Source organism: Microbacterium canaveralium, from assembly GCF_047238045.1.
In the GTDB taxonomy this organism is placed as follows: domain Bacteria; phylum Actinomycetota; class Actinomycetes; order Actinomycetales; family Microbacteriaceae; genus Microbacterium.
In genome coordinates this window covers 1,396,126-1,418,559 of the sequence record NZ_JBDFMA010000003.1, presented here as the reverse complement: position 1 = coordinate 1,418,559, position 22,434 = coordinate 1,396,126, and the positions used below count along the sequence as shown (strand labels likewise).

Annotated in this window: 22 protein-coding genes and 1 rRNA gene; 13 read left to right on the top strand and 10 right to left on the bottom strand. The window is 68.1% G+C overall.

Annotated elements, in window-relative coordinates; all coding sequences use genetic code 11:
* Positions 1-39: 39 nt before the first annotated feature.
* The 4 genes from ABC271_RS07720 to ABC271_RS07705 form a co-directional block, all read right to left on the bottom strand.
* Positions 40-1,561: ribosomal RNA gene (locus ABC271_RS07720) — 16S ribosomal RNA — on the bottom strand.
* Between the two features lie 568 nt (positions 1,562-2,129).
* A complete protein-coding gene (locus tag ABC271_RS07715) occupies positions 2,130-2,303 on the bottom strand; it encodes a hypothetical protein (RefSeq protein WP_412924313.1) in 174 nt (57 codons plus the stop codon).
* Positions 2,304-2,408: 105 nt separating this feature from the next.
* A complete protein-coding gene (gene rpsA, locus ABC271_RS07710; RefSeq protein ID WP_412924312.1) occupies positions 2,409-3,863 on the bottom strand; it encodes a 30S ribosomal protein S1 in 1,455 nt (484 codons plus the stop codon).
* A gap of 249 nt (positions 3,864-4,112) precedes the next feature.
* Entirely contained in the window at positions 4,113-4,742 is a 630-nt protein-coding gene (locus tag ABC271_RS07705; RefSeq protein WP_412924311.1) for a TetR/AcrR family transcriptional regulator, read from the bottom strand.
* 105 nt (positions 4,743-4,847) lie between these two features.
* Here ABC271_RS07705 and ABC271_RS07700 point away from each other — a divergent pair, with 105 nt between their 5' ends.
* The 6 genes from ABC271_RS07700 (at position 4,848) to ABC271_RS07675 (ending at position 10,997) form a co-directional block, all read left to right on the top strand.
* Positions 4,848-6,362 carry an MFS transporter gene (locus ABC271_RS07700; protein WP_412924310.1) on the top strand — a complete coding sequence of 505 codons (1,515 nt, stop codon included), beginning with the start codon at positions 4,848-4,850 and terminating at the stop codon, positions 6,360-6,362.
* A 200-nt stretch (positions 6,363-6,562) separates the two neighbouring features.
* Positions 6,563-7,558 carry an aggregation-promoting factor C-terminal-like domain-containing protein gene (locus tag ABC271_RS07695; protein ID WP_412924309.1) on the top strand — a complete coding sequence of 332 codons (996 nt, stop codon included), beginning with the start codon at positions 6,563-6,565 and terminating at the stop codon, positions 7,556-7,558.
* A gap of 164 nt (positions 7,559-7,722) precedes the next feature.
* On the top strand, positions 7,723-9,309 hold the full coding sequence (locus ABC271_RS07690) for a radical SAM protein (RefSeq protein WP_412924308.1): 1,587 nt from the start codon (positions 7,723-7,725) through the stop codon (positions 9,307-9,309).
* Positions 9,306-9,623, top strand: a complete 318-nt coding sequence (locus tag ABC271_RS07685; RefSeq protein ID WP_412924307.1) for a hypothetical protein — start codon at positions 9,306-9,308, stop codon at positions 9,621-9,623. Before ABC271_RS07690 ends, ABC271_RS07685 begins: the two co-directional genes overlap by 4 nt.
* Positions 9,590-10,438, top strand: coding sequence for a prolipoprotein diacylglyceryl transferase (locus tag ABC271_RS07680; protein WP_412924306.1), 849 nt, complete (start codon positions 9,590-9,592; stop codon positions 10,436-10,438). The genes ABC271_RS07685 and ABC271_RS07680 overlap by 34 nt, the downstream gene beginning before the upstream one ends.
* On the top strand, positions 10,422-10,997 hold the full coding sequence (locus tag ABC271_RS07675; RefSeq protein ID WP_412924305.1) for a hypothetical protein: 576 nt from the start codon (positions 10,422-10,424) through the stop codon (positions 10,995-10,997). The genes ABC271_RS07680 and ABC271_RS07675 overlap by 17 nt, the downstream gene beginning before the upstream one ends.
* A gap of 3 nt (positions 10,998-11,000) precedes the next feature.
* On the opposite strand, the gene ABC271_RS07670 is transcribed toward ABC271_RS07675, so the two are convergent.
* From ABC271_RS07670 to ABC271_RS07650, 5 genes are all read right to left on the bottom strand, one after another.
* Positions 11,001-12,698, bottom strand: a complete 1,698-nt coding sequence (locus tag ABC271_RS07670) for an ABC1 kinase family protein (RefSeq protein WP_412924304.1) — start codon at positions 12,696-12,698, stop codon at positions 11,001-11,003.
* A gap of 52 nt (positions 12,699-12,750) precedes the next feature.
* A complete protein-coding gene (locus ABC271_RS07665; protein WP_412924303.1) occupies positions 12,751-13,329 on the bottom strand; it encodes a PadR family transcriptional regulator in 579 nt (192 codons plus the stop codon).
* Positions 13,330-13,416: 87 nt separating this feature from the next.
* Complete coding sequence (locus tag ABC271_RS07660) at positions 13,417-14,328, bottom strand: aggregation-promoting factor C-terminal-like domain-containing protein (protein ID WP_412924302.1); 912 nt, start codon at positions 14,326-14,328, stop codon at positions 13,417-13,419.
* A 403-nt stretch (positions 14,329-14,731) separates the two neighbouring features.
* Positions 14,732-16,411: a glucose-6-phosphate isomerase gene (gene pgi, locus ABC271_RS07655; RefSeq protein WP_412924301.1), complete on the bottom strand. Its 1,680-nt coding sequence runs from the start codon at positions 16,409-16,411 to the stop codon at positions 14,732-14,734.
* A gap of 63 nt (positions 16,412-16,474) precedes the next feature.
* On the bottom strand, positions 16,475-17,146 hold the full coding sequence (locus tag ABC271_RS07650; RefSeq protein WP_412926119.1) for an NUDIX hydrolase: 672 nt from the start codon (positions 17,144-17,146) through the stop codon (positions 16,475-16,477).
* Between the two features lie 141 nt (positions 17,147-17,287).
* Here ABC271_RS07650 and ABC271_RS07645 point away from each other — a divergent pair, with 141 nt between their 5' ends.
* Positions 17,288-17,599, top strand: a complete 312-nt coding sequence (locus tag ABC271_RS07645) for a hypothetical protein (protein WP_412924300.1) — start codon at positions 17,288-17,290, stop codon at positions 17,597-17,599.
* 79 nt (positions 17,600-17,678) lie between these two features.
* Here the strand turns inward: ABC271_RS07645 and ABC271_RS07640 are convergent, their stop codons facing one another.
* Complete coding sequence (locus tag ABC271_RS07640; RefSeq protein ID WP_412924299.1) at positions 17,679-18,506, bottom strand: SDR family NAD(P)-dependent oxidoreductase; 828 nt, start codon at positions 18,504-18,506, stop codon at positions 17,679-17,681.
* A gap of 188 nt (positions 18,507-18,694) precedes the next feature.
* Here ABC271_RS07640 and msrB point away from each other — a divergent pair, with 188 nt between their 5' ends.
* From msrB to ABC271_RS07610, 6 genes are all read left to right on the top strand, one after another.
* Positions 18,695-19,153, top strand: a complete 459-nt coding sequence (gene msrB / locus ABC271_RS07635) for a peptide-methionine (R)-S-oxide reductase MsrB (protein ID WP_412924298.1) — start codon at positions 18,695-18,697, stop codon at positions 19,151-19,153.
* 47 nt (positions 19,154-19,200) lie between these two features.
* Complete coding sequence (gene msrA / locus ABC271_RS07630) at positions 19,201-19,755, top strand: peptide-methionine (S)-S-oxide reductase MsrA (RefSeq protein ID WP_412924297.1); 555 nt, start codon at positions 19,201-19,203, stop codon at positions 19,753-19,755.
* 88 nt (positions 19,756-19,843) lie between these two features.
* A complete protein-coding gene (locus tag ABC271_RS07625; RefSeq protein WP_412924296.1) occupies positions 19,844-20,230 on the top strand; it encodes a GntR family transcriptional regulator in 387 nt (128 codons plus the stop codon).
* A gap of 107 nt (positions 20,231-20,337) precedes the next feature.
* Positions 20,338-21,573, top strand: coding sequence for an NAD(P)/FAD-dependent oxidoreductase (locus tag ABC271_RS07620; protein ID WP_412924295.1), 1,236 nt, complete (start codon positions 20,338-20,340; stop codon positions 21,571-21,573).
* Positions 21,574-21,604: 31 nt separating this feature from the next.
* Positions 21,605-21,979, top strand: coding sequence for a hypothetical protein (locus ABC271_RS07615; protein WP_412924294.1), 375 nt, complete (start codon positions 21,605-21,607; stop codon positions 21,977-21,979).
* On the top strand, positions 21,972-22,349 hold the full coding sequence (locus tag ABC271_RS07610) for a hypothetical protein (RefSeq protein WP_412924293.1): 378 nt from the start codon (positions 21,972-21,974) through the stop codon (positions 22,347-22,349). Before ABC271_RS07615 ends, ABC271_RS07610 begins: the two co-directional genes overlap by 8 nt.
* Positions 22,350-22,434: the final 85 nt, after the last annotated feature.

Sequence of the window (22,434 nt, the reverse complement as noted above, 5' to 3'; positions counted from 1 at the left end):
CCTGAACAACCCCACTACAGGGCGTCAGATGCTCCTTAGAAAGGAGGTGATCCAGCCGCACCTTCCGGTACGGCTACCTTGTTACGACTTAGTCCTAATTACCGATCCCACCTTCGACGGCTCCCTCCACAAGGGTTGGGCCACCGGCTTCAGGTGTTACCGACTTTCATGACTTGACGGGCGGTGTGTACAAGACCCGGGAACGTATTCACCGCAGCGTTGCTGATCTGCGATTACTAGCGACTCCGACTTCATGAGGTCGAGTTGCAGACCTCAATCCGAACTGGGACCGGCTTTTTGGGATTCGCTCCACCTCACGGTATTGCAGCCCTTTGTACCGGCCATTGTAGCATGCGTGAAGCCCAAGACATAAGGGGCATGATGATTTGACGTCATCCCCACCTTCCTCCGAGTTGACCCCGGCAGTATCCCATGAGTTCCCACCATTACGTGCTGGCAACATAGAACGAGGGTTGCGCTCGTTGCGGGACTTAACCCAACATCTCACGACACGAGCTGACGACAACCATGCACCACCTGTTCACCAGTGTCCAAAGAGTCCCGTATTTCTACGGTGTTCTGGTGTATGTCAAGCCTTGGTAAGGTTCTTCGCGTTGCATCGAATTAATCCGCATGCTCCGCCGCTTGTGCGGGTCCCCGTCAATTCCTTTGAGTTTTAGCCTTGCGGCCGTACTCCCCAGGCGGGGAACTTAATGCGTTAGCTGCGTCACGGAAACCGTGGAATGGTCCCCACAACTAGTTCCCAACGTTTACGGGGTGGACTACCAGGGTATCTAAGCCTGTTTGCTCCCCACCCTTTCGCTCCTCAGCGTCAGTTACGGCCCAGAGATCTGCCTTCGCCATCGGTGTTCCTCCTGATATCTGCGCATTCCACCGCTACACCAGGAATTCCAATCTCCCCTACCGCACTCTAGTCTGCCCGTACCCACTGCAGGCCCGAGGTTGAGCCTCGGGATTTCACAGCAGACGCGACAAACCGCCTACGAGCTCTTTACGCCCAATAATTCCGGATAACGCTTGCGCCCTACGTATTACCGCGGCTGCTGGCACGTAGTTAGCCGGCGCTTTTTCTGCAGGTACCGTCACTCTCGCTTCTTCCCTGCTAAAAGAGGTTTACAACCCGAAGGCCGTCATCCCTCACGCGGCGTTGCTGCATCAGGCTTCCGCCCATTGTGCAATATTCCCCACTGCTGCCTCCCGTAGGAGTCTGGGCCGTGTCTCAGTCCCAGTGTGGCCGGTCACCCTCTCAGGCCGGCTACCCGTCGACGCCTTGGTGAGCCATTACCTCACCAACAAGCTGATAGGCCGCGAGCCCATCCCAGACCGAAAAATCTTTCCAACCCCCACCATGCGATGAGAGCTCATATCCAGTATTAGACACCGTTTCCAGCGCTTATCCCAGAGTCCAGGGCAGGTTGCTCACGTGTTACTCACCCGTTCGCCACTGATCCACCAAGCAAGCTTGGCTTCACCGTTCGACTTGCATGTGTTAAGCACGCCGCCAGCGTTCATCCTGAGCCAGGATCAAACTCTCCGTAAAAGAAAAATGCCCACCCAACCGGAATAAGGTCGGGACAGACGAGTTCAATCTGACCAAACAGGAAGTCAAAACTGACTATCCAGATGCCAACCCCAAAGGGTTGGACTTTGATCCAAAGGAATTACTCGCAATCCGCCGAAACGGACCAACGAGGAATAAATTGGCATTTGACAAGTGCACGCTGTTGAGTTCTCAAGGAACGGACGCACCCACAGAACCAGCCCAAAAGACCGTAACCATGAGGCAACTCACTACCTTATTCGACCTCCGCCCTGCCTCACACAGTGGGACCCGTCAAGGGATCAGCGTCGTGGAAGCCGGTCGAAGACCAGAACCAAAACTCTACACCATGCGGAGTAGGTCTTGGGTCTTGTTCGCCGCTTGAGAGGACGCGGGGCCTTTCGGCCGCTCCGCTCTCCCCTGTGGGGCGAACAAGTAATAAGTTACGCGGATCCCACCCACTCGTCCAATCCACACCACACCCCGGGCGTGTCGCACCCCCGAAACCGCGGAAAAGCGCGGAATCGGCACGTTTGGCCCGCAGCGGGCGGTCTGCGGTCAGGGAGGGTCAGATCAGTGAGGGGATCGACGGCACCGAGGCGGCGGCATCCACCGATCCCCCGGTGAACTCGATGCCGCCGAAGAAGATCGCACCGATCACCAGGACGTACACGAACGCGATCGCGAGGAAGAGCACGGCGGAGCCGGCGAGGGCGAGGAGCAAAGGAAGTCGAGAAGCCATGGGTCCATTGTCGCGAACCGTCCCAGCCGAAGCCGGGGCTTGCGCCGGAACGACCGAAGGCCGATACCTCCGAGGAGGTACCGGCCTTCGGTGAGGGCGAGAGGATCAGCGACCGCTGAGCTTCTCCCGCAGAGCCGCGAGGGACTCGTCGTCGGCGAGGGTGCCCTGGACGGGCGACTCCGACGAGAACGAACCACCAAAGGAACCAGCGTCCGTCGGGTTGGCCGCCTCGGCCTCGAGGGCCTTGGCGACAGCGGCCTTGTGAGCCTCCCAGCGACCCTGGGCCGCGGCGTACTCCTGCTCCCACTGCTCGCGCTGAGTGTCGAAGCCCTCGAGCCATGCACCGGACTCGGGGTCGAAGCCCTCGGGGTACTTGTACTCGCCACGCTCGTCGTACTCGGTGACCATGCCATACAGGGCCGGGTCGAACTCGGTGCCGTTGGGGTCGACCGACTCGTTGGCCTGCTTCAGCGACAGCGAGATGCGACGACGCTCGAGGTCGATGTCGATGATCTTGACGAAGACCTCTTCGCCGACCGACACGACCTGCTCGGCGAGCTCAACGTGCTTGCCCGAGAGCTCCGAGATGTGCACGAGGCCCTCGATGCCGTCGGCAACGCGAACAAACGCACCGAAGGGAACGAGCTTGGTGACCTTGCCCGGAGCGATCTGGCCGATCGCGTGGGTACGGGCGAACACCTGCCACGGGTCTTCCTGCGTCGCCTTGAGCGACAGGGAGACACGCTCGCGGTCGAGGTCGACCTCGAGGATCTCGACGGTGACCTCCTGGCCCACCTCGACGACCTCGGAGGCGTGCTCGATGTGCTTCCAGGAGAGCTCGGAGACGTGGACGAGACCGTCGACGCCACCCAGGTCGACGAACGCACCGAAGTTGACGATCGACGAGACCGTGCCCTTGCGGACCTGCCCCTTGTGGAGGTTGTTGAGGAACGTGGTGCGCGACTCGGACTGCGTCTGCTCGAGCAGGGCACGGCGCGAGAGCACGACGTTGTTGCGGTTCTTGTCGAGCTCGAGGATCTTCGCCTCGATCTCCTGACCGAGGTACGGCGTCAGGTCACGGACGCGGCGCAGCTCGATGAGCGACGCCGGCAGGAAGCCGCGGAGGCCGATGTCGACGATGAGGCCACCCTTGACGACCTCGATCACGGAGCCGGTGACGACACCGTCGTTCTCCTTGATCTTCTCGACGTCGCCCCATGCACGCTCGTACTGGGCGCGCTTCTTGGACAGGATGAGACGGCCTTCCTTGTCCTCCTTCTGGAGAACGAGGGCCTCGACGTGATCGCCGACGTTGACGACCTCGTTGGGGTCGACGTCGTGCTTGATCGAAAGCTCGCGCGAGGGGATGACACCCTCGGTCTTGTAACCGACGTCGAGGAGCACCTCGTCGCGGTCGATCTTCACCACGGTGCCCTCGATGAGGTCGCCGTCGTTGAAGAACTTCAGGGTCTTCTCGACCGCGGCCAGGAAGTCTTCAGCAGAGCCGATGTCGTTGATCGCGACCTGCTTGATGGCCGGGGCGGTCGTTGCGGTAGTCATGTAGTGGGTTGTCCTAGTTGGATTGGTGTCGGGCTTCGACTCTTTCGACGCGACCCGGGTGGATCACGTCGGCCGACGCGTTCGCCGCCCGGAGGCGAGCGGATGCGACGAGCCGAAGCGAAGCGGAGTGTTTTCGTGCGATGCCACAGGGCCCAGGGCCCAGGCGTGCGGAACGAGCCACACAAGTGACGCTCAAGGCTATCAGAATCCAGCCCCGAGAGGTCGGGCCGAGCTGCCCGCCTCCGACACTCAGTCCCCTGCGCGCAGACCGAGCGCGGGCAAGACGATGGAGTCGATGATCGAGAGCAGGAACGCCCGCGTGACCGGCTTGCGCTCGATGAGCATGCGCTGCGCGATCATGGCGGAGCCGACAGAGGCGACGAGGTCGGCGTCGACGGCATCCGACACCTCTCCCCGCGCGATCGCGCGCTGGATCAGGAGACGATTGGCCTCGCGGCGCGGGGCCACCAGCGCCTGTTCGGCGACATCGGCGAGTTCGGGCGACCGCGACAGCATCGAGACGATGCCCGCCATCACCTGCATCTTGCGCTGGGCGTCGGCGATCGAAGGCTCCTTGATCATCGCGACGAGGTCTCCGCGCAGCGTGCCGGTGTCGGGCAGGGCGGAGAGGTCGTAGGCGCCCCGCTTCATGCACGCGACCGCGTCGATCACGAGCTCGGACTTCGATGGCCAGCGTCGGTAGAGCGTCGCCTTGCCGGCGCGCGCCCGGGTCGCGACCTCATCGATCGTCATTCGCTCGAAACCCGTCTCGGCGAGCACATCGAGCGCCGCTTCGAGGATCTCCGGGTCTCGGCTGAGGTCGCGTTTGCGACCGAGCCGGGGAGCCTCGGTGGCGGTCTGTTCCGGGGCCGTCGTCATCGAGCGTCCTTCCGTTCGGATGCCTTGAGCCTACGTCATTACGAGACACAGTGTTTCAGGAACATTTCATTTCCGAAACTCTGACGTTCCGTATATGTTGTGCGCATGACCTCCACCTCCGCCGCGCCGACCGCTGGGTCGGCTTCCGCGACTCCGTCCCGCCGACGTTGGCTGACACTCGCCATCGTCGGCATCGCCCAGCTGATGGTCGTCCTCGATGCGACCGTCGTGAACATCGCCCTTCCGTCCGCCCAGGCCGACCTCGGCTTCTCCGACGGCGACCGCCAGTGGGTCGTCACGGCCTACTCCCTCGCCTTCGGCTCGCTCCTGCTCCTCGGCGGCCGGCTCTCCGACCTCTTCGGGCGCAAGCGCACCTTCATCGTCGGCCTCATCGGATTCGCCGCAGCCTCCGCGCTCGGCGGGGCCGCGCCCGACTTCGGCGTGCTCGTCGCGGCCCGCGCCTTGCAGGGCGTCTTCAGCGCGCTGCTCGCGCCGACCGCACTCGCCGTTCTGACGACGACCTTCACCATCCCGAAGGAGCGTGCCCGTGCGTTCGGCGTCTTCGGCGCGATCGCCGGCGCCGGTGGCGCCGTCGGGCTGCTTCTCGGCGGCTTCCTCACCGAGGCCCTCGACTGGCGCTGGAACCTCTACATCAACGTGGCGTTCGCGATCGTCGCGATCATCGGCACCCTCGTCTTCGTCGGCCGCGTCGAGAGCGACGGCCCGCGGCCGCGCCTCGACCTCCCCGGCACCGTCCTGGTGTCGGCCGGTCTGTTCGGCGTCGTCTACGGATTCGCCAACGCGGAGACCGAGGGATGGGACTCGCCGCTGAGCTGGGTACCGCTCGCGGCGGCCGCGGTCCTTCTGACCGGGTTCGTGCTGTGGCAGCGCCGGGCGTCCCACCCGCTCCTCCCCCTCGTCATCCTGGTCGATCGCAACCGGTCGGCCGCGTACCTGTCGATCCTCATCGCGGGCGCGAGCATGTTCGGCATCTTCCTGTTCGTCACCTACTTCCTGCAGGCGACACTGAAGTTCAGTCCCATTCAGACCGGGCTGGCATTCCTCCCGATGGTGGCGATGCTCGTCGTCGCCGCGCAGCTGTCGACGAATCTCCTCTTCCCCCGCCTCGGCGCAAAGGTCATGGTTCCCATCGGCATGCTCCTCGGCGCGATCGGCATGCTCCTTCTCACGCGTTTGACCGTGGACAGCGTCTACGTGAGCGACGTCCTGCCCGGCTTGGTGCTCCTCGGCCTCGCGATGGGCTCGATCATGCCCGCCTCCATGCAGACGGCGACGCTGGGCGTGGACCGCCACTTCGCCGGCGTGGCATCCGCCATGGTCAACACGAGCCAGCAGGTCGGCGGATCCATCGGCACAGCCCTGCTCAACACGATCGCCGCCACCGCGACGACGACCTACCTGACCGACCACCTGGCGGACGGACCCGCTGCCCTCGGCCCCGCCGCCGTCGCCGGGTACACGACCGCGTTCACCTGGGGCGCGGCCTTCTTCGCGGGTGGGGCGGTGCTCGCCGCGGTCCTGTTCCGTCGTCGTTCCCGCGCGACGCTGGCCGCTTCGGAATCCGACGGCGTGCCCGCAGAACCCGTCGTCGTCGGCTGAGAGAGCGGGGTCGGGGCGCGGGAGAACCGCCCCGACCCCGCTGCCGTAAGAGCCGCAGATCAGCCATTTTCCGACCCCCGGAAAGCGCAGTCCACCCAGGTTCCGTCCAGACTGCCGTGCCAGGCTCCCCGTTTCGTGCCCGCTCTTCGCGGGTCGGACGTGCGAAACCCGCGCCGTCCCCGTGACACGAAACCGGTTTTATGCGCTCTGATGCAACGCCCTCATCCAACCGCCGCGACCGTCGCCTGGCCTCCCGCCGAGCACGTCGCAGACCCGCTCTGACCGCCGGCGTCCTCGCCGTCGGAGTGATCGCGACCGCCGCCCTTACGGGCACCGCGCCGCTGGCATCCGCCGCCTCGTCGACCGATCTCGCGTCGGCATCGTTCCGCCTCGCGTCCTACAGCACGCCCACGGCGAATGCCGCCCCCGAAGCCCTCGCCGCTCGCGCGGCCGTCGCCGCCGCCGACACCACCGCGCAGGCCGCCACCGGCGTGCAGAACGACATCGCGGCATCCGGGCTCGACATCGGCCAGCCCGCCACGATCGACACGGCCGCGCTCAGCGCCGCGACCCAGCGACTGACCGAGGCCGAGTCGCTTCCCGCGACGTTCCTGCCCGAGTTCACCGACCAGGTGACCACGGCCGCCTCCGCCGTCGACCAGCGCGTCGCGCAGCTGCGTGGCAGCCTCGACGCCGCTGTGGCGAAGAAGCAGGCCGAGGAAGCCGCGGAGAAGGCGCGCGAGGAGGCCGAAGCCGCCGCCAAGGCGAAGGCCGAGGAAGAGGCCGCCGCGGCACGGGCGACCTCGTCGTCGTCCAGTGGTTCGTCGTCATCCTCGTCTGCCTCGGCGCCGATCGCGGCTCCCTCGACCGGTGGAGGCTCCGGCGACAACAGCCCGGGCGGCGCGCAGGCGACCGCCCGCGGCATGCTGGCCGGCTACGGCTGGGGCGACGACCAGTTCTCCTGCCTCGTTTCGCTGTGGAACCGCGAATCGGGGTGGAACGTCCACGCGTACAACGCCGGTAGCGGCGCCTACGGCATCCCGCAGGCTCTGCCCGGCAGCAAGATGGGGTCCGCCGGCGCCGACTGGCAGTCGAACGCCGCGACGCAGATCTCGTGGGGTCTCGGGTACATCTCGGGTCGCTACGGCAGCCCGTGCGGCGCTTGGGGTCACTCGCAGTCGTCCGGATGGTACTGATCCGCGACGAACCGTGAAGCGCCGCACCGGAGAGATCCGGTGCGGCGCTTCCGTCTTTCGCGGCGGCGAGCCGCGGCGGGCGGCGCCCAGGACCGCTCCTCCCCAACGAGTGGGCCGTGGAAAAGGCCTGGTGGGTGCCGCGACGGCATGGCTAGGGTGGCCGGATGACTCCCCCCGGAACCGGTATGCCCCTTCGCGATTACCGCATCCACCGATACGTGAACGCCTTCTGCCCGCTGTGTCACGAAGAGGATCCGGAGCGTCCGCTGGACCAGGTGCAGCGCTTGTCCGGGTGGCTCGCCGACCGCGACGGAACCGTCTGGCTGGAACGCGGGTGCGCCACTCACGGGCTCGTGCGGACGCTGTACGACGAGTCGGCGGAGATCCTGACCTATCTCGAGCAGTGGACGGCACCGACCAAGGTGCACACGCCGGACGCTATCGGCAACTTCGCGCCCGTGCCGGCGGCGTACGAGAACGGCCTTCCGGCGATGCAGACGCAGCACACGTGCATCCTGCTCGAAGACCTCGCGGACCATTGCAACCTTCGCTGTCCGACATGCTTCGCCGAGTCCGGTCCTGCTGCGTCGGCCGTCGCCCCGTTGGCGGAGGTGCTCGCGTCGGTAGACGCCCGACTCGAGAGAGAGCGCGACCGGATCGACGTCCTCATGCTCTCCGGCGGCGAGCCGACGCTCTATCCGTGGTTGGAGCAGCTGCTCGAGCACCTGGTCGCCCGGCCGGTGGTTCGCATCCTGATCAACTCGAACGGGCTGCGTATTGCTCAGGATGACGCGTTCGTCGACGTGTTGAAGAAGCACCGGCAACGGGTCGAGATCTACCTGCAGTACGACGGCGAATCAGCGGAGTCGTCGAGCTACCACCGCGGTGCGGACATCCGCCGATTCAAGGAGCGCGCCCTGGAGCGGCTCTCGGCTGCGGGGGTCTTCACGACTCTCACGATGACCGCGACGCTCGGCGTCAACGACGACGAGATCGGAGCCGTCATCCGGCGCGCGCAGAACACCCCGTACGTGGGCGGCGTCACCATCCAGCCGGTCTTCGGGTCCGGGCGAGGGTCGGGCATCGATCCGAACGAACGGTTGACCCACACGGGCGTCCTCGCCCGCCTCGGACCGCAGACCGACGACGACATCACCTGGCGCGATCTGACCGCTCTGCCCTGCAGTCATCCGCACTGCTGCTCCGTGGGGTACTTCCTCAAGGACGACTCCGGCGAGTGGAAGTCGCTCGTGGGACTCATCGGCCACGATCGGCTGAAGGAGTTCCTCGACCTCTCCCCCGACCTCATTGCGAACCGCATCGCCGATTCGAACGTGAACAAGGCGATCCGAGAAGTGGTGAAGACATCGCTCCTCGACCTGCTCAGCGAGCAGTCCTCGCTGTCGCACCCGTCGATGGCATCCATCTGGGGCGATATCTGTCGAAACTGCGACCTGGGCATCGGAACGCTCGCGACGCTGGCCGCCTCCAAGCTCCCCGGCCAGCACGCGCGCCTGCGCGCCATGCTGGGCGAGCGGGTGCTGCGCGTCACCGTCAAACCGTTCATGGACATGAACACGATGATCGAAGAGCGGTTGACCCAGTGCTGTGTGCACGTGGGGACGGTCAATGCGACGACCGATGCCCACCAGTGCGCGCCCTTCTGTGCCGTACAGGCGTGGGCCCCGCTGTCGCGCACGCGCCTCTCGACGGCGACGGGTCGGCGATCCCTGCCGGTGGCGGCGCGATGAGCGCCCGGGAGTTCGCACACCTCAATCAACGGGACCCGTCGGTGGCGGATCCGCCGGGCGACTTCGATCCGCTGCGGCTGTGCGTGTTCACGACGATCGCGGTGCTCGCCGCGCTGTTCGGCCCCCTCGCGGTCGCCCTCTTCGCGGGCGTGGCCATCGGCGGCTATCGCGCCGCCCGCCGCGGGGGTCTCCTCCGCTCACGCTGCAAGCTCGGCGACACCCGCGTGGTGCTGGCGTACCTCTGGGTCGTCGAGGTTCTCGCGGTGATCTGCATCCCGCTGTGGGTGCTGATGTGGATCCGGGTCTGGAGCTGACCGTGTTCCCCACGCTCACCGATCTCGCCCCGTGGCTGCCGCCGTGGGACACCCATTCCACGCTGGTCACGATCGCGCTCGCCGCCGCGGGAATCGTCTTCCTGATCGAGAAGCGTCGGCGTAAGGCCGACGATCCCCGGGTCGTGTACCTGGTGCTCGGTGCCCTGCTCGGTGCCGCGGTGTTCTCGCGCCTGGGCACGTGGGCACAGCATCTCGATCCGAGCCAGAACCTGAGTCTGCTCGACCAGCTCGCGCGTGGAAACGCATCGATGCTGTCGGCGTTGGTAGGCGCGTGGGCCGGTGTCCACGTCGCGAAGCGCATCGTGCGCTACCCGCACCGCAGCGGCGATCTCTTCGCTCCCGCCGTCGCCCTCGCGCTCGCGATCGGCCGGATCGGATGCTTCCTGACCGAGAAGCCCGGGACGCCGACAGGGGGAGATTGGGGCATCGTCCTCGACCCCGCCGCGGCCGCACGGGTCGGCGCGCCCGCGGGCGTCGCGCTGCATCCGAGCTTCGTCTACGAGATCGCCTTCCACGTGGCGGCGTTCTGCCTGCTGTGGTTCTGGCTGCGGCACCGACCGATCGCCGCGGGCGAGACGCTCACGCTCTTCATCGCCGCGTACGCGGTGTTCCGGTTCGGTGTCGAGTTCGTCCGCGGCAACGACGTGGCGTGGGCGGGACTCACGCGCCCGCAGCTCTTCCTGGCCGTGTCGATCCCCCTGCTCCTCGCACGCCTCGCTTGGATGGCGCGGCGCGGCGACTTCACCTCCGGCTCCCCTCGCACAGAAAGGCACGTGGATGCCTCAGCCACCTGACGCTCCTGACGACGACGCCGAGGTGCCGCCGGACGGCAGGGCGCAACCCGACGGACCTGGAGCACCGGAGGGGCACGGGGCGGGGAGCGGGGCCGAGGCTGCGGCCGGGACCGCAGCTGGGGCCGGGCCCGAGGCTGCGGCCGGGCCCGCGCACCCGGTCGAGCCCGCGGATCCGGCCGGATTCGCTCCACCGGACGAGACCGAGATCCGCATCCCCGCGCCGCCCCGGGACACGGCACCGCCGGAAGCGACCGCGTCTGCGCCGGGGTCGGGTCTCTCCGCACCGCCACCGCCGGGTTCTCGCGGTCCGGGAGTCGGCGCCGGCGTCGGCCTCGGGTGCCTGGCACACGTCATCGGCTTCCCGGTGATGCTCGGGTCGTTGCTGAGTGCGATGGGCATCTGGGGTGCTCTTTGGCCGTTCTACCTCATCGCGATCGCGGCCATCGTGGGGATGTTCTTCGACGCCACCCGCAGAGTATCGACGGGCGTGTTGATCGTCAGTGCGGCGTCGTGGCTCGTGCTTCTCGGACCATGCGTCGCCCTGGTCGGCGGGGGCTGACCGTCAGCGCCCGCTGCGGCGAGCGACCACCCCGGCGAGAAGTGCGTGAGCAAGAGGCCCGACCGAGAGCACCATCAGCACGGTGCCGAAGGCCGCCTGCTCCGCCTGCAGCAGGATGCCGCCGATCAGCAACCCCGTGAACAGCACGGCAGACACGACGCGACGGACCATGCGCTCGAGGTCACGCAGTCGGCGCTCGACGCGAGGCACCTGCGCCGAGACACCGCCCTCCTCCACGCGCGAGATGAGCGCGTCGAGACGCCGCGGAAGGCGAGCCGCCACACCCGCCACCGAGGCGGCTTCGCGCGCCAGCGCCTGGACGGTGTTGCCGCCCTCCTCGCGGATGAGCCGCTGCGCATAGGGTTCGACGGCGTCCCAGATGTTGAAAGCGGGGTCCAGTGCACTGCACATGCCGCTGGTGAGCGACATCGCCCGCACGATCAGGAGGAAGTTCTCGGGCAGCTGGAACGGCAGCGCCCGGACCACGTCGCCGAACTCGACCGCGAAGGCTCGGAACTCCCGGGGGTCCACCTCCTGCAGCTCGGCGAATCCCATCCCGCCGAAGCGGGAGAACAATTGCGTCATCGCGCGCTCGAGCTGCACGGTGTCGGCCGAAGGCAGCAGCACCCCGATGTCGCGGATGCCATCGACGAGCCCCTTGCCGTCACGGGAGGCGGCCGCGATCAGTACACGTCGGAGCCCGCGCCGCAGGTTCGGCGGAACCTCGCCCATCATTCCGAAGTCGATGAAGGTGAACCGCCACGCCGGGAAGTCGGCATCCATCGCCTCGGGCATCGGAGTCACGAACACGTTGCCCGGGTGCGGGTCGGCGTGGAAGAACCCGTCGTCGAACAGCTGGTCGAACATGACCGCGGCGAAACGTGCGGCGACCTCGGACGGATCGATCCCCGCCGCACGGAGGGCATCGACGTCGTTGATCTTGATGGCCGTGACGTCTTGCAAGGTGAGCACGCGCCGCGTGGTGCGCTCCCACACGACCTCGGGCACGGCGACTCCGCCTTCGCCGCCGAAGTCCTCGGCGAAGCGCTCGGAGTTCGTGGCCTCATGGAGGTAGTCGATCTCTTCGAGGCTCGTCGCGGCGAACTCCTCGACGAGCGCCGGCATGTCGACACGGTCGCGAACGAGAGCGACCCGGCTCAACCAGACACCGACCTTGCGCAGGGCGCGCAGGTCGACGTCGACGATCCTGTCGATTCCGGGGCGCTGGATCTTGAGCACCACGTCGCGTAGACCCGTGTCTGCGGCGAGATCGTCGGTCAGGACCGCACGGTGCGCCTGTCCGAGCGACGCGGCCGCGAGCGGGCGCTCGTCGACGGACGCGAACGCTCGCTCGAGTGGCATCCCGAGCTCTTCTTCCGCGCGCGCCCGCATCTGCGCGAACGGGACCGAGGGGACCTCGTCCTGAAGGCCCTCGAGCTCTTTCGTGATGACCGGCGGCAGGACGTCGAGGCGCGACGACATGAACTGCCCCACCTTGATCATCAGACCGCCGAGATCGATGGCCAGAGCGTGAAAGCGTCGAGCGATGAGCTGAAGTCGCCGGGTCCGGCCACGAGCGGAGATGCGCTCGAGGCCGAACCGCGGCAGGAACAGCTCGTACCACCAGGCTTGGACCAGGTAGCGCGCGGCGAACCGCGTGATGCGCCGATAGCGGGCGCGCAGGAGGGCGTCGTCAGTCATCGGATCTCCGGGATGCCGATGACCCGGCGATTGCCGTCGGGCTCGGGCACCCTCAGCTCTGGGCGAGGATGGAGTAGAGCTTACGGCGGGCGTCGTCGAGGACCTCGACAGCCGCCGCGACCTGCTCCTTGTTGCCCGTACGCGCCACCTGAGCCGCCGCCTGCGCGAGCTCGACACCGGCCTTGGGGAGAGCGGTCATACGTCCGCTGTCGCGCGTGGTGGCCGACTCCCAGGGCGCGGAGCGCTCGGTGGTCTCCTCGCCTGCGGCAGCGCGTCCTTCCTCGGTGAGTGAGTAGGTCTTGCGACCGCCCGACTCCTCGGCCTGAACGAGGCCCTCGTCGGTGAGCAGCTGCAGGGTCGGGTAGACCGAACCGGGGCTCGGCTTCCACGAGCCGCCGCTACGCTCCTCGATCTCGCGGATGATCTGGTAGCCGTGCATCGGCTGCTCGAGCAGGAGCGAAAGCACCGCGGAACGCACGTCGCCCTTGTTCATGCGCGTCGCGCCGGACGTCTTCTGCTCGAACTGCGCGCGCAGCTGCTCGACCGCGTCCATGATGTTCGACATCGGCCAGCCCTGGCCGGCGGCACCTCCGCGGGCGCCGAATGCATCTCCTAGGAACGAACCACTCATGATGACCTCCCGAAATGCGGACCCCGAACGGGTCCAGCGATATACAACGATATATCGCTGAGGAGGACTCAGGCTGAGAGTTTCCGCTCAGTACCAGTTGGTCGCCTGCGAGTGGCCCCACGCGCTGCACGGCGTGCCGTAGCCGCGGAAAATGTAATCGAGCCCCCAGGCGATCTGGGTTGCGGCGTTGGTCTGCCAGTCGTCACCGAACGTCGCCATCTTGCTCCCCGGGAGCGACTGCGGGATCCCGGTCGCGCCACTGGGGTTATAGGCCTGGTAGTCCCAGCCGGACTCCTTGGTCCACAGCGACTCCAGGCACGAGAACTGATCGGAGCCCCACCCGTACTTCTCCGCCGCGAGGGTGGCCGCGAACTCCTTGGCACCCGCCGGCGTGTTGACGCGCGCCAGCGCCTCGGCGGCCTCTTTCTGGCGCTGCGCCTCGGCAGCCGCAGCCGCCTCTGCTTGCCTCTTCGCTTCGGCCGCCGCGTCGGCTGCGGCCTTGGCGGCCACGGCGTCGTTCAGACTGCCGCGGAGCACGGCGACCCGCTCGGAAACGCGCTCGGCCTCGCTGGCCGCGTTCTGACTGAGCGCGGGAACGAGCACGACCGGCAGCAGGTCGGAGGACGACAGCCGGTCGACAGCCGTCTGCAACGCGGACGTGTCAACCGATGTGTCGCCGACCGAGAGCGAGAGGCCCGCCGTGGCGATGTCGGACTCCACGGTTGCGGCGTCGGAGAGGGTCGTCTGCGCGCGCGTGAGCGCGGCATCGGCGTCGCCGACGACCGCCTCGAGAGTCGGGGACGTGGTGACCGCCTGCACCGAGCGGAACGCGGGCGCGGCGAAGGTGGATGCCGCAGCATCCGGCAGTGAGATCGGAGACGCCGCGGCTACTCCCGTCGTGACGACGATGCCCAGGGCGACACCGGCGCACGTGGCGGCGGTGGCAAGGGTGCGGCGGGCGCGGCGGACATGGGCGAGCTTGAGGTCGGAACGCAGCAAAACGGAGGGAATCTTTCGTCATCAGCGCGTTTCGTCGGGTACGAACGCGGGAACCGTGCCGTCGGGTCGACACGAGTCCCCGAGTGTGGGTGGCGCTTCTGAGCGTTATCTCTCCGTTACCTGAAAGGGTCGTGAGTGCGGCGGCCACGATGGGGCGGTCGTCGCGGGGCGGCACGGCTGGCGATAACGACCGCGGCGCGCGAAACGCACCCTCCGTCGCATAGGTGCCTGACCAGGGGTTTATCTACCGCCAGCAGCCAACGCCCCTTCGGCGACATCCGTCTCGGACGGACCCCCTCGCGGGGACGAACGTCGAACGGGTCGATCCGGCGAGAAAAATCTCGCGAATCGACCCGTTCGCAGCGTTTACGGGACCTGGTCCCGACTCAAGGCGCCGAAACCGTCAGGATCGGTGCGCCCGGTAGTAGTTCAGAAGCGCTGCCGTCGAGGCATCCTGGGCCGCGAGAGCGTCGTTGTCGCCCTCGATCGCGGGCGCGATCTGCAGCGCGAGCTGCTTGCCCAACTCAACGCCCCACTGATCGAAGGAGTTGATGCCCCATACCGTGCCCTGGGTGAAGGTGATGTGCTCGTACACCGCGATGAGCTGGCCGAGCACGGCGGGCGTCAGAGCCGGGGCGAAGATCGACGTGGTCGGCCGGTTGCCGGGGAAGGTGCGGGCGGCCACGAGTGCGCCGGTGGTTCCCTCCCCCTCGACCTCCTCGGCCGTCTTCCCGAACGCCAGCGCCTTGGTCTGGGCGAGGAAGTTCGCCAGAAACAGTCCGTGCACGTCACGGCCGTCATCGGCGAGGGGATAGGCCGGGTTCACAAAGGCGATGAAGTCGGCGGGGATGAGCCGCGTGCCCTGGTGGATGAGCTGGTAGAAGGCGTGCTGGCCGTTCGTGCCCGGCTCGCCCCAGAAGATCTCGCCCGTGTCGGTCGTGACCGGCGAGCCGTCCCAGCGGACGGACTTGCCGTTGGACTCCATCGTGAGCTGTTGCAGGTAGGCGGCGAAGCGGCTGAGCTGCTGCGCGTACGGCAGAACCGCGTGCGACTGGGCACCGAGGAAGTTGGTGTACCAGACGTTGAGGAGGCCCATGAGGACCGGGACGTTCTGCTCGACGGGCGTCGTCGCGACGTGCACGTCGACGGTGTGGAAGCCGCTCAGCAGGTCGCGGAACGCCGCCGGCCCGAAGGCGATCATGAGGGAGAGCCCGATCGCGGAGTCGACAGAGTACCGACCGCCGACCCAGTCCCAGAAGCCGAACGCGTTCGCCGGGTCGATGCCGAACGCCTCCACCTTGTCGAGCGCGGTGGACACCGCGACGAAGTGGTGCGCGACAGCGTCGACACGAGCCGCGTCGGAGTCGTCGATCGCGCCCGTACCCGCAAGACCCGCCCAGAGCCAATCGCGCGCGAGGCGCGCGTTGGTGAGCGTCTCGAGCGTCGTGAAGGTCTTCGACGCGACGATGAACAGCGTCGTCTCCGGGTCGAGGTCGGCCGTCTTCTCGGCGATGTCGGTCGGGTCGATGTTGCTCACGAAACGGGCCTGGATGCCGGCATCCGCCAGCGGCTTGAGAGCCTCGTAGACCATCACCGGGCCGAGGTCGGACCCCCCGATGCCGATGTTGACGACGTGCGTGACCTTCTTGCCGGTCACACCCTGCCACTCGCCGCTGCGCATACGCTCGGCGAACTCCGCCATCGCGGAAAGCACGGCCTGGACGTCGTGGTCGACGTCCTGCCCGTCGACGTGGAGCGGAGGCGTGGCACCCGCCGGGCGCCGTAGTGCGGTGTGCAGGACCGCACGATCCTCGGAGGTGTTGAGGTGGACGCCGCTCAGCATCTCGGCGAATCGTTCGCGCACGCCCGTCTCGTCGGCGAGCGCGACGAGCGCTTCGAGGATCTCGGACGTGACGAGGTTCTTGGAGAGGTCGACGTGCAGATCACCCACGGTGCGCGTGAGGCTATCGACGCGGCCGGGATCGGCGGCGAACCATCCGCGCAGATCGGGGTCGAAGCTCTCGCGCAAGGCCGTAAGGCGAGTCCAGGCGGAGGTGGTGGTGGGATCAACGGGCGCAGTCACGAACACCACGCTAGCGACCCGCGGGCACCCGGGAGCGCGGGATGACGAACGGAAGGGAAAACGCTAGGGAATGGTCGCCCGGGGAGGAGCCGTCCCCGGGGTCGCGCCGACTGGCGGCAGCGCGATCTCGCGCGTCCCATCCCACGGTTCCGTCCATCCGAGGCGGTCGAACATGCCGCTCAGCAGCATCGCCGTGAAGCCCCACACCACGTGGGCTCCGGCCGCGTGCGGGACGACGAATGCCGGCCCCCGCCATTCGCGGCCGTCCCGGCGCATCGTGGTGACCCCACGGCGCGCCGGGTCGAGGAGGTCGGCGACAGGAGCCCGGAACACCGCCGCCGATTCGGCGGCATCCACCGCTCGTACCGGCGTCGGCCGCTCCCACCACGCGATGACGGGGGTCACGACGTGGCGCGAATAGGCAAGCGGTACGCGCGGCAGGGTCCCGATGACGTCGACCCCCGCGGGATCGAGTCCGGTCTCCTCCCGCGCCTCGCGGAGCGCGGCGGCGATGGGGCCGTCATCGCCGGGATCCACGCGCCCGCCGGGGAAGGCGACCTGCCCGGGATGCGCGCGCAGGGTGTCGGCGCGGGAGAGGAGGAGCACGTCGAGGTCGGACGGGACCGCGCGCGAGGTGTGGGAGCTCGGAATGGCATCCAGGGTTCCGAAAAGGATGAGCACCGCCGCGTCGCGCGCGTCGCCCTCGACCGGGAGCGCGCGCAGATCCGCGAACATCTCGCCCGCTGCGGCGTCGACGAGAACCTGGAGGTCGTCGCGAGGGGAAGGCATGGATCGAGGGTAGTCCGGGGTGACCGCAGCCGGTCAGCCTGCCCGAGACGGAACCCCGCGTGTGAGGATGATCGCGGGAGGTGCCCGATGACCGAAAGACTCCACGCCGTGACACTCGTCGTCGACATGCCCATCACCAAGATCGACGCACTCGATGTCATTGCGTTCGCGGCCGACGGCGGGGTCGACGATGCCCGCACCTCGCATCCGCGCGTCTGGCTCGCCCCGCACGCGTGGGCGGAAGTGGAGATCCCGAAGTTCGCCGACCCGCCGCCGTTCGCCATCGACGTGTACTCCGACGTCTCAGGAGAGGTCGCCTTGGCGCAAGCGCGGCGACTCCACGCCGCCCTGGAGCGTCTCGGGTGGACCGTCGAGCCGCCGCGCGCGGGCGTGCGGTGACGGACCCGCGATGAGCGTCCACCCAGACGGCGCCAAGAATTCGGCATCCTGGGTCATCCCGGAGGAAACGGACAGTTTCTCAGCGTGCCAGACCCACCAGTTCGGCGCTGCGATCCCATAGCAGACGCGCCAACGCCGGGTCATCGGCCCGTCGATGCGTCCTGGCGGGCTTGTTGTTCGCGTAGAAGCCGCCGGGCTGCCAGTCGACGCCGGGCTTGCCGAGCGCGAGCCAGGTGAGGCGGGCGCCGCCGACGTCGGTCGAGGTCATGAAGCGTTCGGCGAGCGGGCCCCCGTAGAGGAACTGCCACGATCCGCTGCCGGTGGAGCCGAAACTCGAGGCGATCACGCCGGGGTGGTACGCGACGGCTGCGAGTCCCGCGTCGCCGAAGCGTCGGTTCAGCTCTTTCGTGAAGAGGACGTTCGCGAGCTTGGCGTTGCCGTACGCGCGCGACGCGGAGTAGCGGCGCTCCCCCTGCAGGTCGTCGACGTCGAAGCGCGAGAAGAGTCGGGCGGCGGCGCTGGAGGTCTGGATGACCGACGCACGCGACTCGAGGAGCGTCTCGCGCAGCATGTTCGTCAGGAGAAACGGAGCGAGGTGGTTCACCTGGAAAGTGACCTCGAACCCGTCGCCTGTGAGCTTGCGGTCACCGAAGATGCCGCCCGCGTTGTTCGCGAGGACGTCGATGCGGGGATACTCGGCGCGCAGGGACTCCGCGAGTTCGCGCACCTGCGCCAGGTCGGAGAAGTCGGCGGTGAACGACCGGACCCCGAGCGCGTCCGCGACGCGCCGCGTCTTGTCGGGATTGCGGCCCACGACCACGACCTCCTCGCCGATCTCGTGCAGCTGGCGTGCCGCGGCCGCGCCGATTCCGTCGCTGGCTCCGGTGATCACGATGGTGCGGGGCATGGATCCTCCTGGGTGTGGACCCGCAACGCTAGCGATGTCACCGATGAGAGACCCGGGGGTTGCCCCCCGGCATCCGGGACCTCCGTGAACTCACAGCCCGCTCCCAGCCCCGCGGGACCAAATCCGCGGGGTCGCGCGTTCTCCTCAGTGATGCCCGCAGCGGGCATCGCAGGCGAAAGGATCACACCGTGACCACGGAGTACCGCAAGACGTCGGAGGCGCTGGGACGTCTCACCGACCGCCAGTTCGCCGTGACGCAGGACGACGCGACCGAGCCGCCGTTCCGCAACGAGTACTGGGACAACCACGAGCAGGGCATCTACGTCGACGTCGTTTCGGGGCAGCCGCTGTTCTCCTCGACCGACAAGTTCGACAGCGGGTCGGGCTGGCCGAGTTTCACCAAGCCCATCGACGACGCCGCCGTCGTGGAGAAGACCGACCGGACGCTCTGGATGAAGCGCACCGAGGTGCGCTCCAGCGGAGCCGACAGCCACCTGGGCCACGTCTTCGACGACGGCCCCCGCCAGGCCGGCGGACTGAGATACTGCATGAACTCGGCCGCGCTCCGGTTCGTTCCCGTCAACGAGCTCGAGACCCAGGGCTACGGCGCGTACCTGGCCCTCTTCCGCGAGAGCCGCGCGTCGTGAACCTTCTCTCCCTCTTCTCTCACCGCGATCGCAAAAGGAGCGACACCATGACCAGCGGACCCACCGACACCGGCGAGATCACCCGCCGCCCCGGCACCGAGACCGCCGTCCTCGCGGGCGGCTGCTTCTGGGGCGTCGAAGACCTCATCCGTCGCCAGCCCGGCGTGCTCGACACGCGCGTCGGCTACACCGGCGGACAGAACGACCACGCGACGTACCGCAACCACCCCGGCCACGCCGAGGCGGTCGAGATCGTCTTCGACCCGACGAAGACGTCGTATCGCGACATCCTGGCGTTCTTCTTCCAGATCCACGACCCGTCGACCCTGAACCGCCAGGGCAACGACATCGGCACGAGCTACCGCTCCGCGATCTTCCCGCTCTCCCCCGAGCAGGAGCAGGTCGCCCGCGACACCATCGCCGACGTCGACGCGTCGGGCATCTGGCCCGCCAAGGTCGTCACCACGATCGAGCCTGAGGCCCCCTTCTGGGAGGCCGAGCCCGAGCACCAGGACTACCTGATCCGCATCCCCAACGGGTACACGTGCCACTTCGTGCGCCCCGGCTGGGTACTGCCCAAGCGCGAGGACGCGAACGCGTAAGTCTGTGAACGAGGGCCCGGATGCCATGGCATCCGGGCCCTTCGTCGTGCCGGCCGCGCGGCCGGACGGTTGATACGGTGGCGGCACCATGGACATCCGTCTGGACCCCGCGTCGTCGACGCCGCCGTTCGCGCAGGTGCGCGCGCAGATCATCGCGTTGATCGACGCGGGCGACCTGCCCACCGGCACGCGTCTGCCGCCGGTTCGCACGCTCGCCACCGACCTCGGGTTGGCCGCCAACACCGTGGCACGCGTCTACAAAGAACTCGAGGAAGCGCGGTTCGTCGAGACCCGCGGCCGTGCGGGCACCTTCGTGTCGGCCGGAATGGATGCCACGCGCGCACGCGCCGCCGAGGCCGCGGCGGCATTCGCGCGCGCGATGCGCGACCTCGCCGTCGCGCCGTCGGACGCGTTGGATCTCGCGCGGGCGGCGCTGGGGAACGAGATGACCTCCGCCTCCCGAAATGACGAGTGATTCCGGCGGGATGCCGGTCACGTCGCTCAACAGCGGTCATCTCGGCGCGTAGCACCGACGCGCGCAACCCCCGCTGATCGGCGGGCGCGGCTACCTACGCTCGACCCATGAGCGAATACGACGTCGTGGTGATCGGGGCAGGACTGGCGGGGCTCCGGTGCGCGACACGGCTGGCCGAGGCCGGGCGCGACGTCGTCGTCATCGAGGCCGAGGACGCAGTCGGCGGACGCGAACGCACGGACGTTGTCGACGGTTTCCGGCTCGACCGCGGATTCCACGTGCTCAACCCGGCGTACCCGGCTGTGCGGCGCTGGGTCGACCTCGGCGCCCTGGCGTTGCGTTCCTTCCCCGTGGCGCTCGGTGTCCGGCTCGACGACGGAGTGGCACGGATCGCTCATCCCCTGCGCCATCCCACCACGATCCCGAGGTCGCTGGCGAGCGGGCTCGTGCGCCCCGCCGACCTCGTGCCTCTCGCCCGGTGGGCGCTTCCGGCCCTCACGCGGCCGCGCACCGTGAAGCACGGACCCGATCGCCGTCTCGCCGAGGCGTGGGACCGGGCGGGTGTGCGCGGACCGGTGCGCGAGAGTGTCCTGGAACCGTTCCTCGCGGGCGTTCTCGCCGACGACCGGCAGGAGTCGTCCGACACCTTCGTGCGGCTCCTCGTCCGCAGCTTCGCCCTCGGCGCGCCCGGGGTGCCGGCCGCGGGGATCGGCGCCCTTCCCGCGCAGTTGGCGGACACCGCGCGGCGCGCCGGAGCCGGCATCCAGCTGTCCCGCCGGGTCACCGCCACCCGGCCGCACGGGAGCGGCTGGCGTGTCGAGATCGAGGACGCGGATGCCATCGACGCCCGCGCCGTCGTGGTGGCGACGGGGCTGAACCCCGCGCTGGACGTGCCGTTGCCCCGCCCCCGAGGGCTGCAGACGTGGTGGTTCGCCACCGACGAACGCCACAACGACGATGCCGCGTTGCGCGTGGACGGTCTGCGTCGAGGACCGATCGTCCACACGGCGATCGTGACCAACACCGCGCCCACGTATGCGCCGCGCGGCCAGCACCTCGTCGAGGCGACGATCGTGCTGCCCACCACCGCGACGGAGGCGGACGTCCGACAGCACCTCGCCGAACTGTGGGGCGTGGACACGCGCCCGTGGCGGTTGCTCCGTCGCGACGACATCGCGGCCGCCCTCCCCGCCCAAGACCCGCCGCTCCACCTCCGCCGGCCCGTGCGGCTCGGCGACGGCCGGTACGTCGCGGGCGACCACCGCGACACCGCATCGATCCAGGGCGCTCTCGTGTCGGGGCAGCGGGCCGCCGAGGCCGTGCTGCAGGATCTGCAGCACTGAACCGGCGGGACGCACCCGTCAAGATGGGAGCATGCGGATCACCGGCGCACTCCTCCTGTCTGTCGCGGCGGCGCTGTCCGGCCTTGTCGGCGTCCTGATGCTCGGCGCATCCGGGTTGACCTTGGCCGGCCCCGGGATCACCGTCATCCCGTACTCGGACTCGGACGATTCCGAGCGCGCCATCGGCCTAGCCATGGGCGCCCTGGGACTCGGGATCTGGATCATCGGGCTCATCGGCGCGGCGCTCGTCGGACTCCGCGGCTCGAGGTCCGGCCGTGGCCGCCGAGTCATCGTGGGCATCACGCTGGCGATCGCTGCTGCCGTCGTCCTGGCCGGCCTGGTCGCCGTCCTCTCAGTCGCCGCTCCCGCGAGCGAGTACCCGCAGCCGGAGTGGGGCCGTGCCTGAGCGCGAGACCGAGGAGCAACGGCGCGGCCGGCTGGCACTGTGGAGCTGGCAGGATCGGCAATTGCGAGCGTCCAGACCGCCGCGACTGGACGACGGTCGGCGGCTCATCCGCGTCTTCCCGGAGTGGTTTGTGGAACTGCCCCTCTGGGAGAACTTCAGCGATGCCTACCCGGCGACACGGGAGACGTTCCCCCTCTCGGATGATCTCCTCGACGCTCTGACGGCGTGGAACGACGAGTGGCAGGATCGTCAGCCGGAGGATCCGCTCCCGGACGAGGATCGCTGGATCGCGGACGGCCTCGCGCTCGTGCACCGACTGCGGACCGAACTCGCGGGCGTCGCGGAGATCCGCGCCGAGTTCGGCCACTGACGCTCCTCGACGCGACACCCCGCCGATTCGCGTGCTCAGTGCACAGATGCCCTCGCCGTGCATTCCCGCGACGGGGCTGGGAATG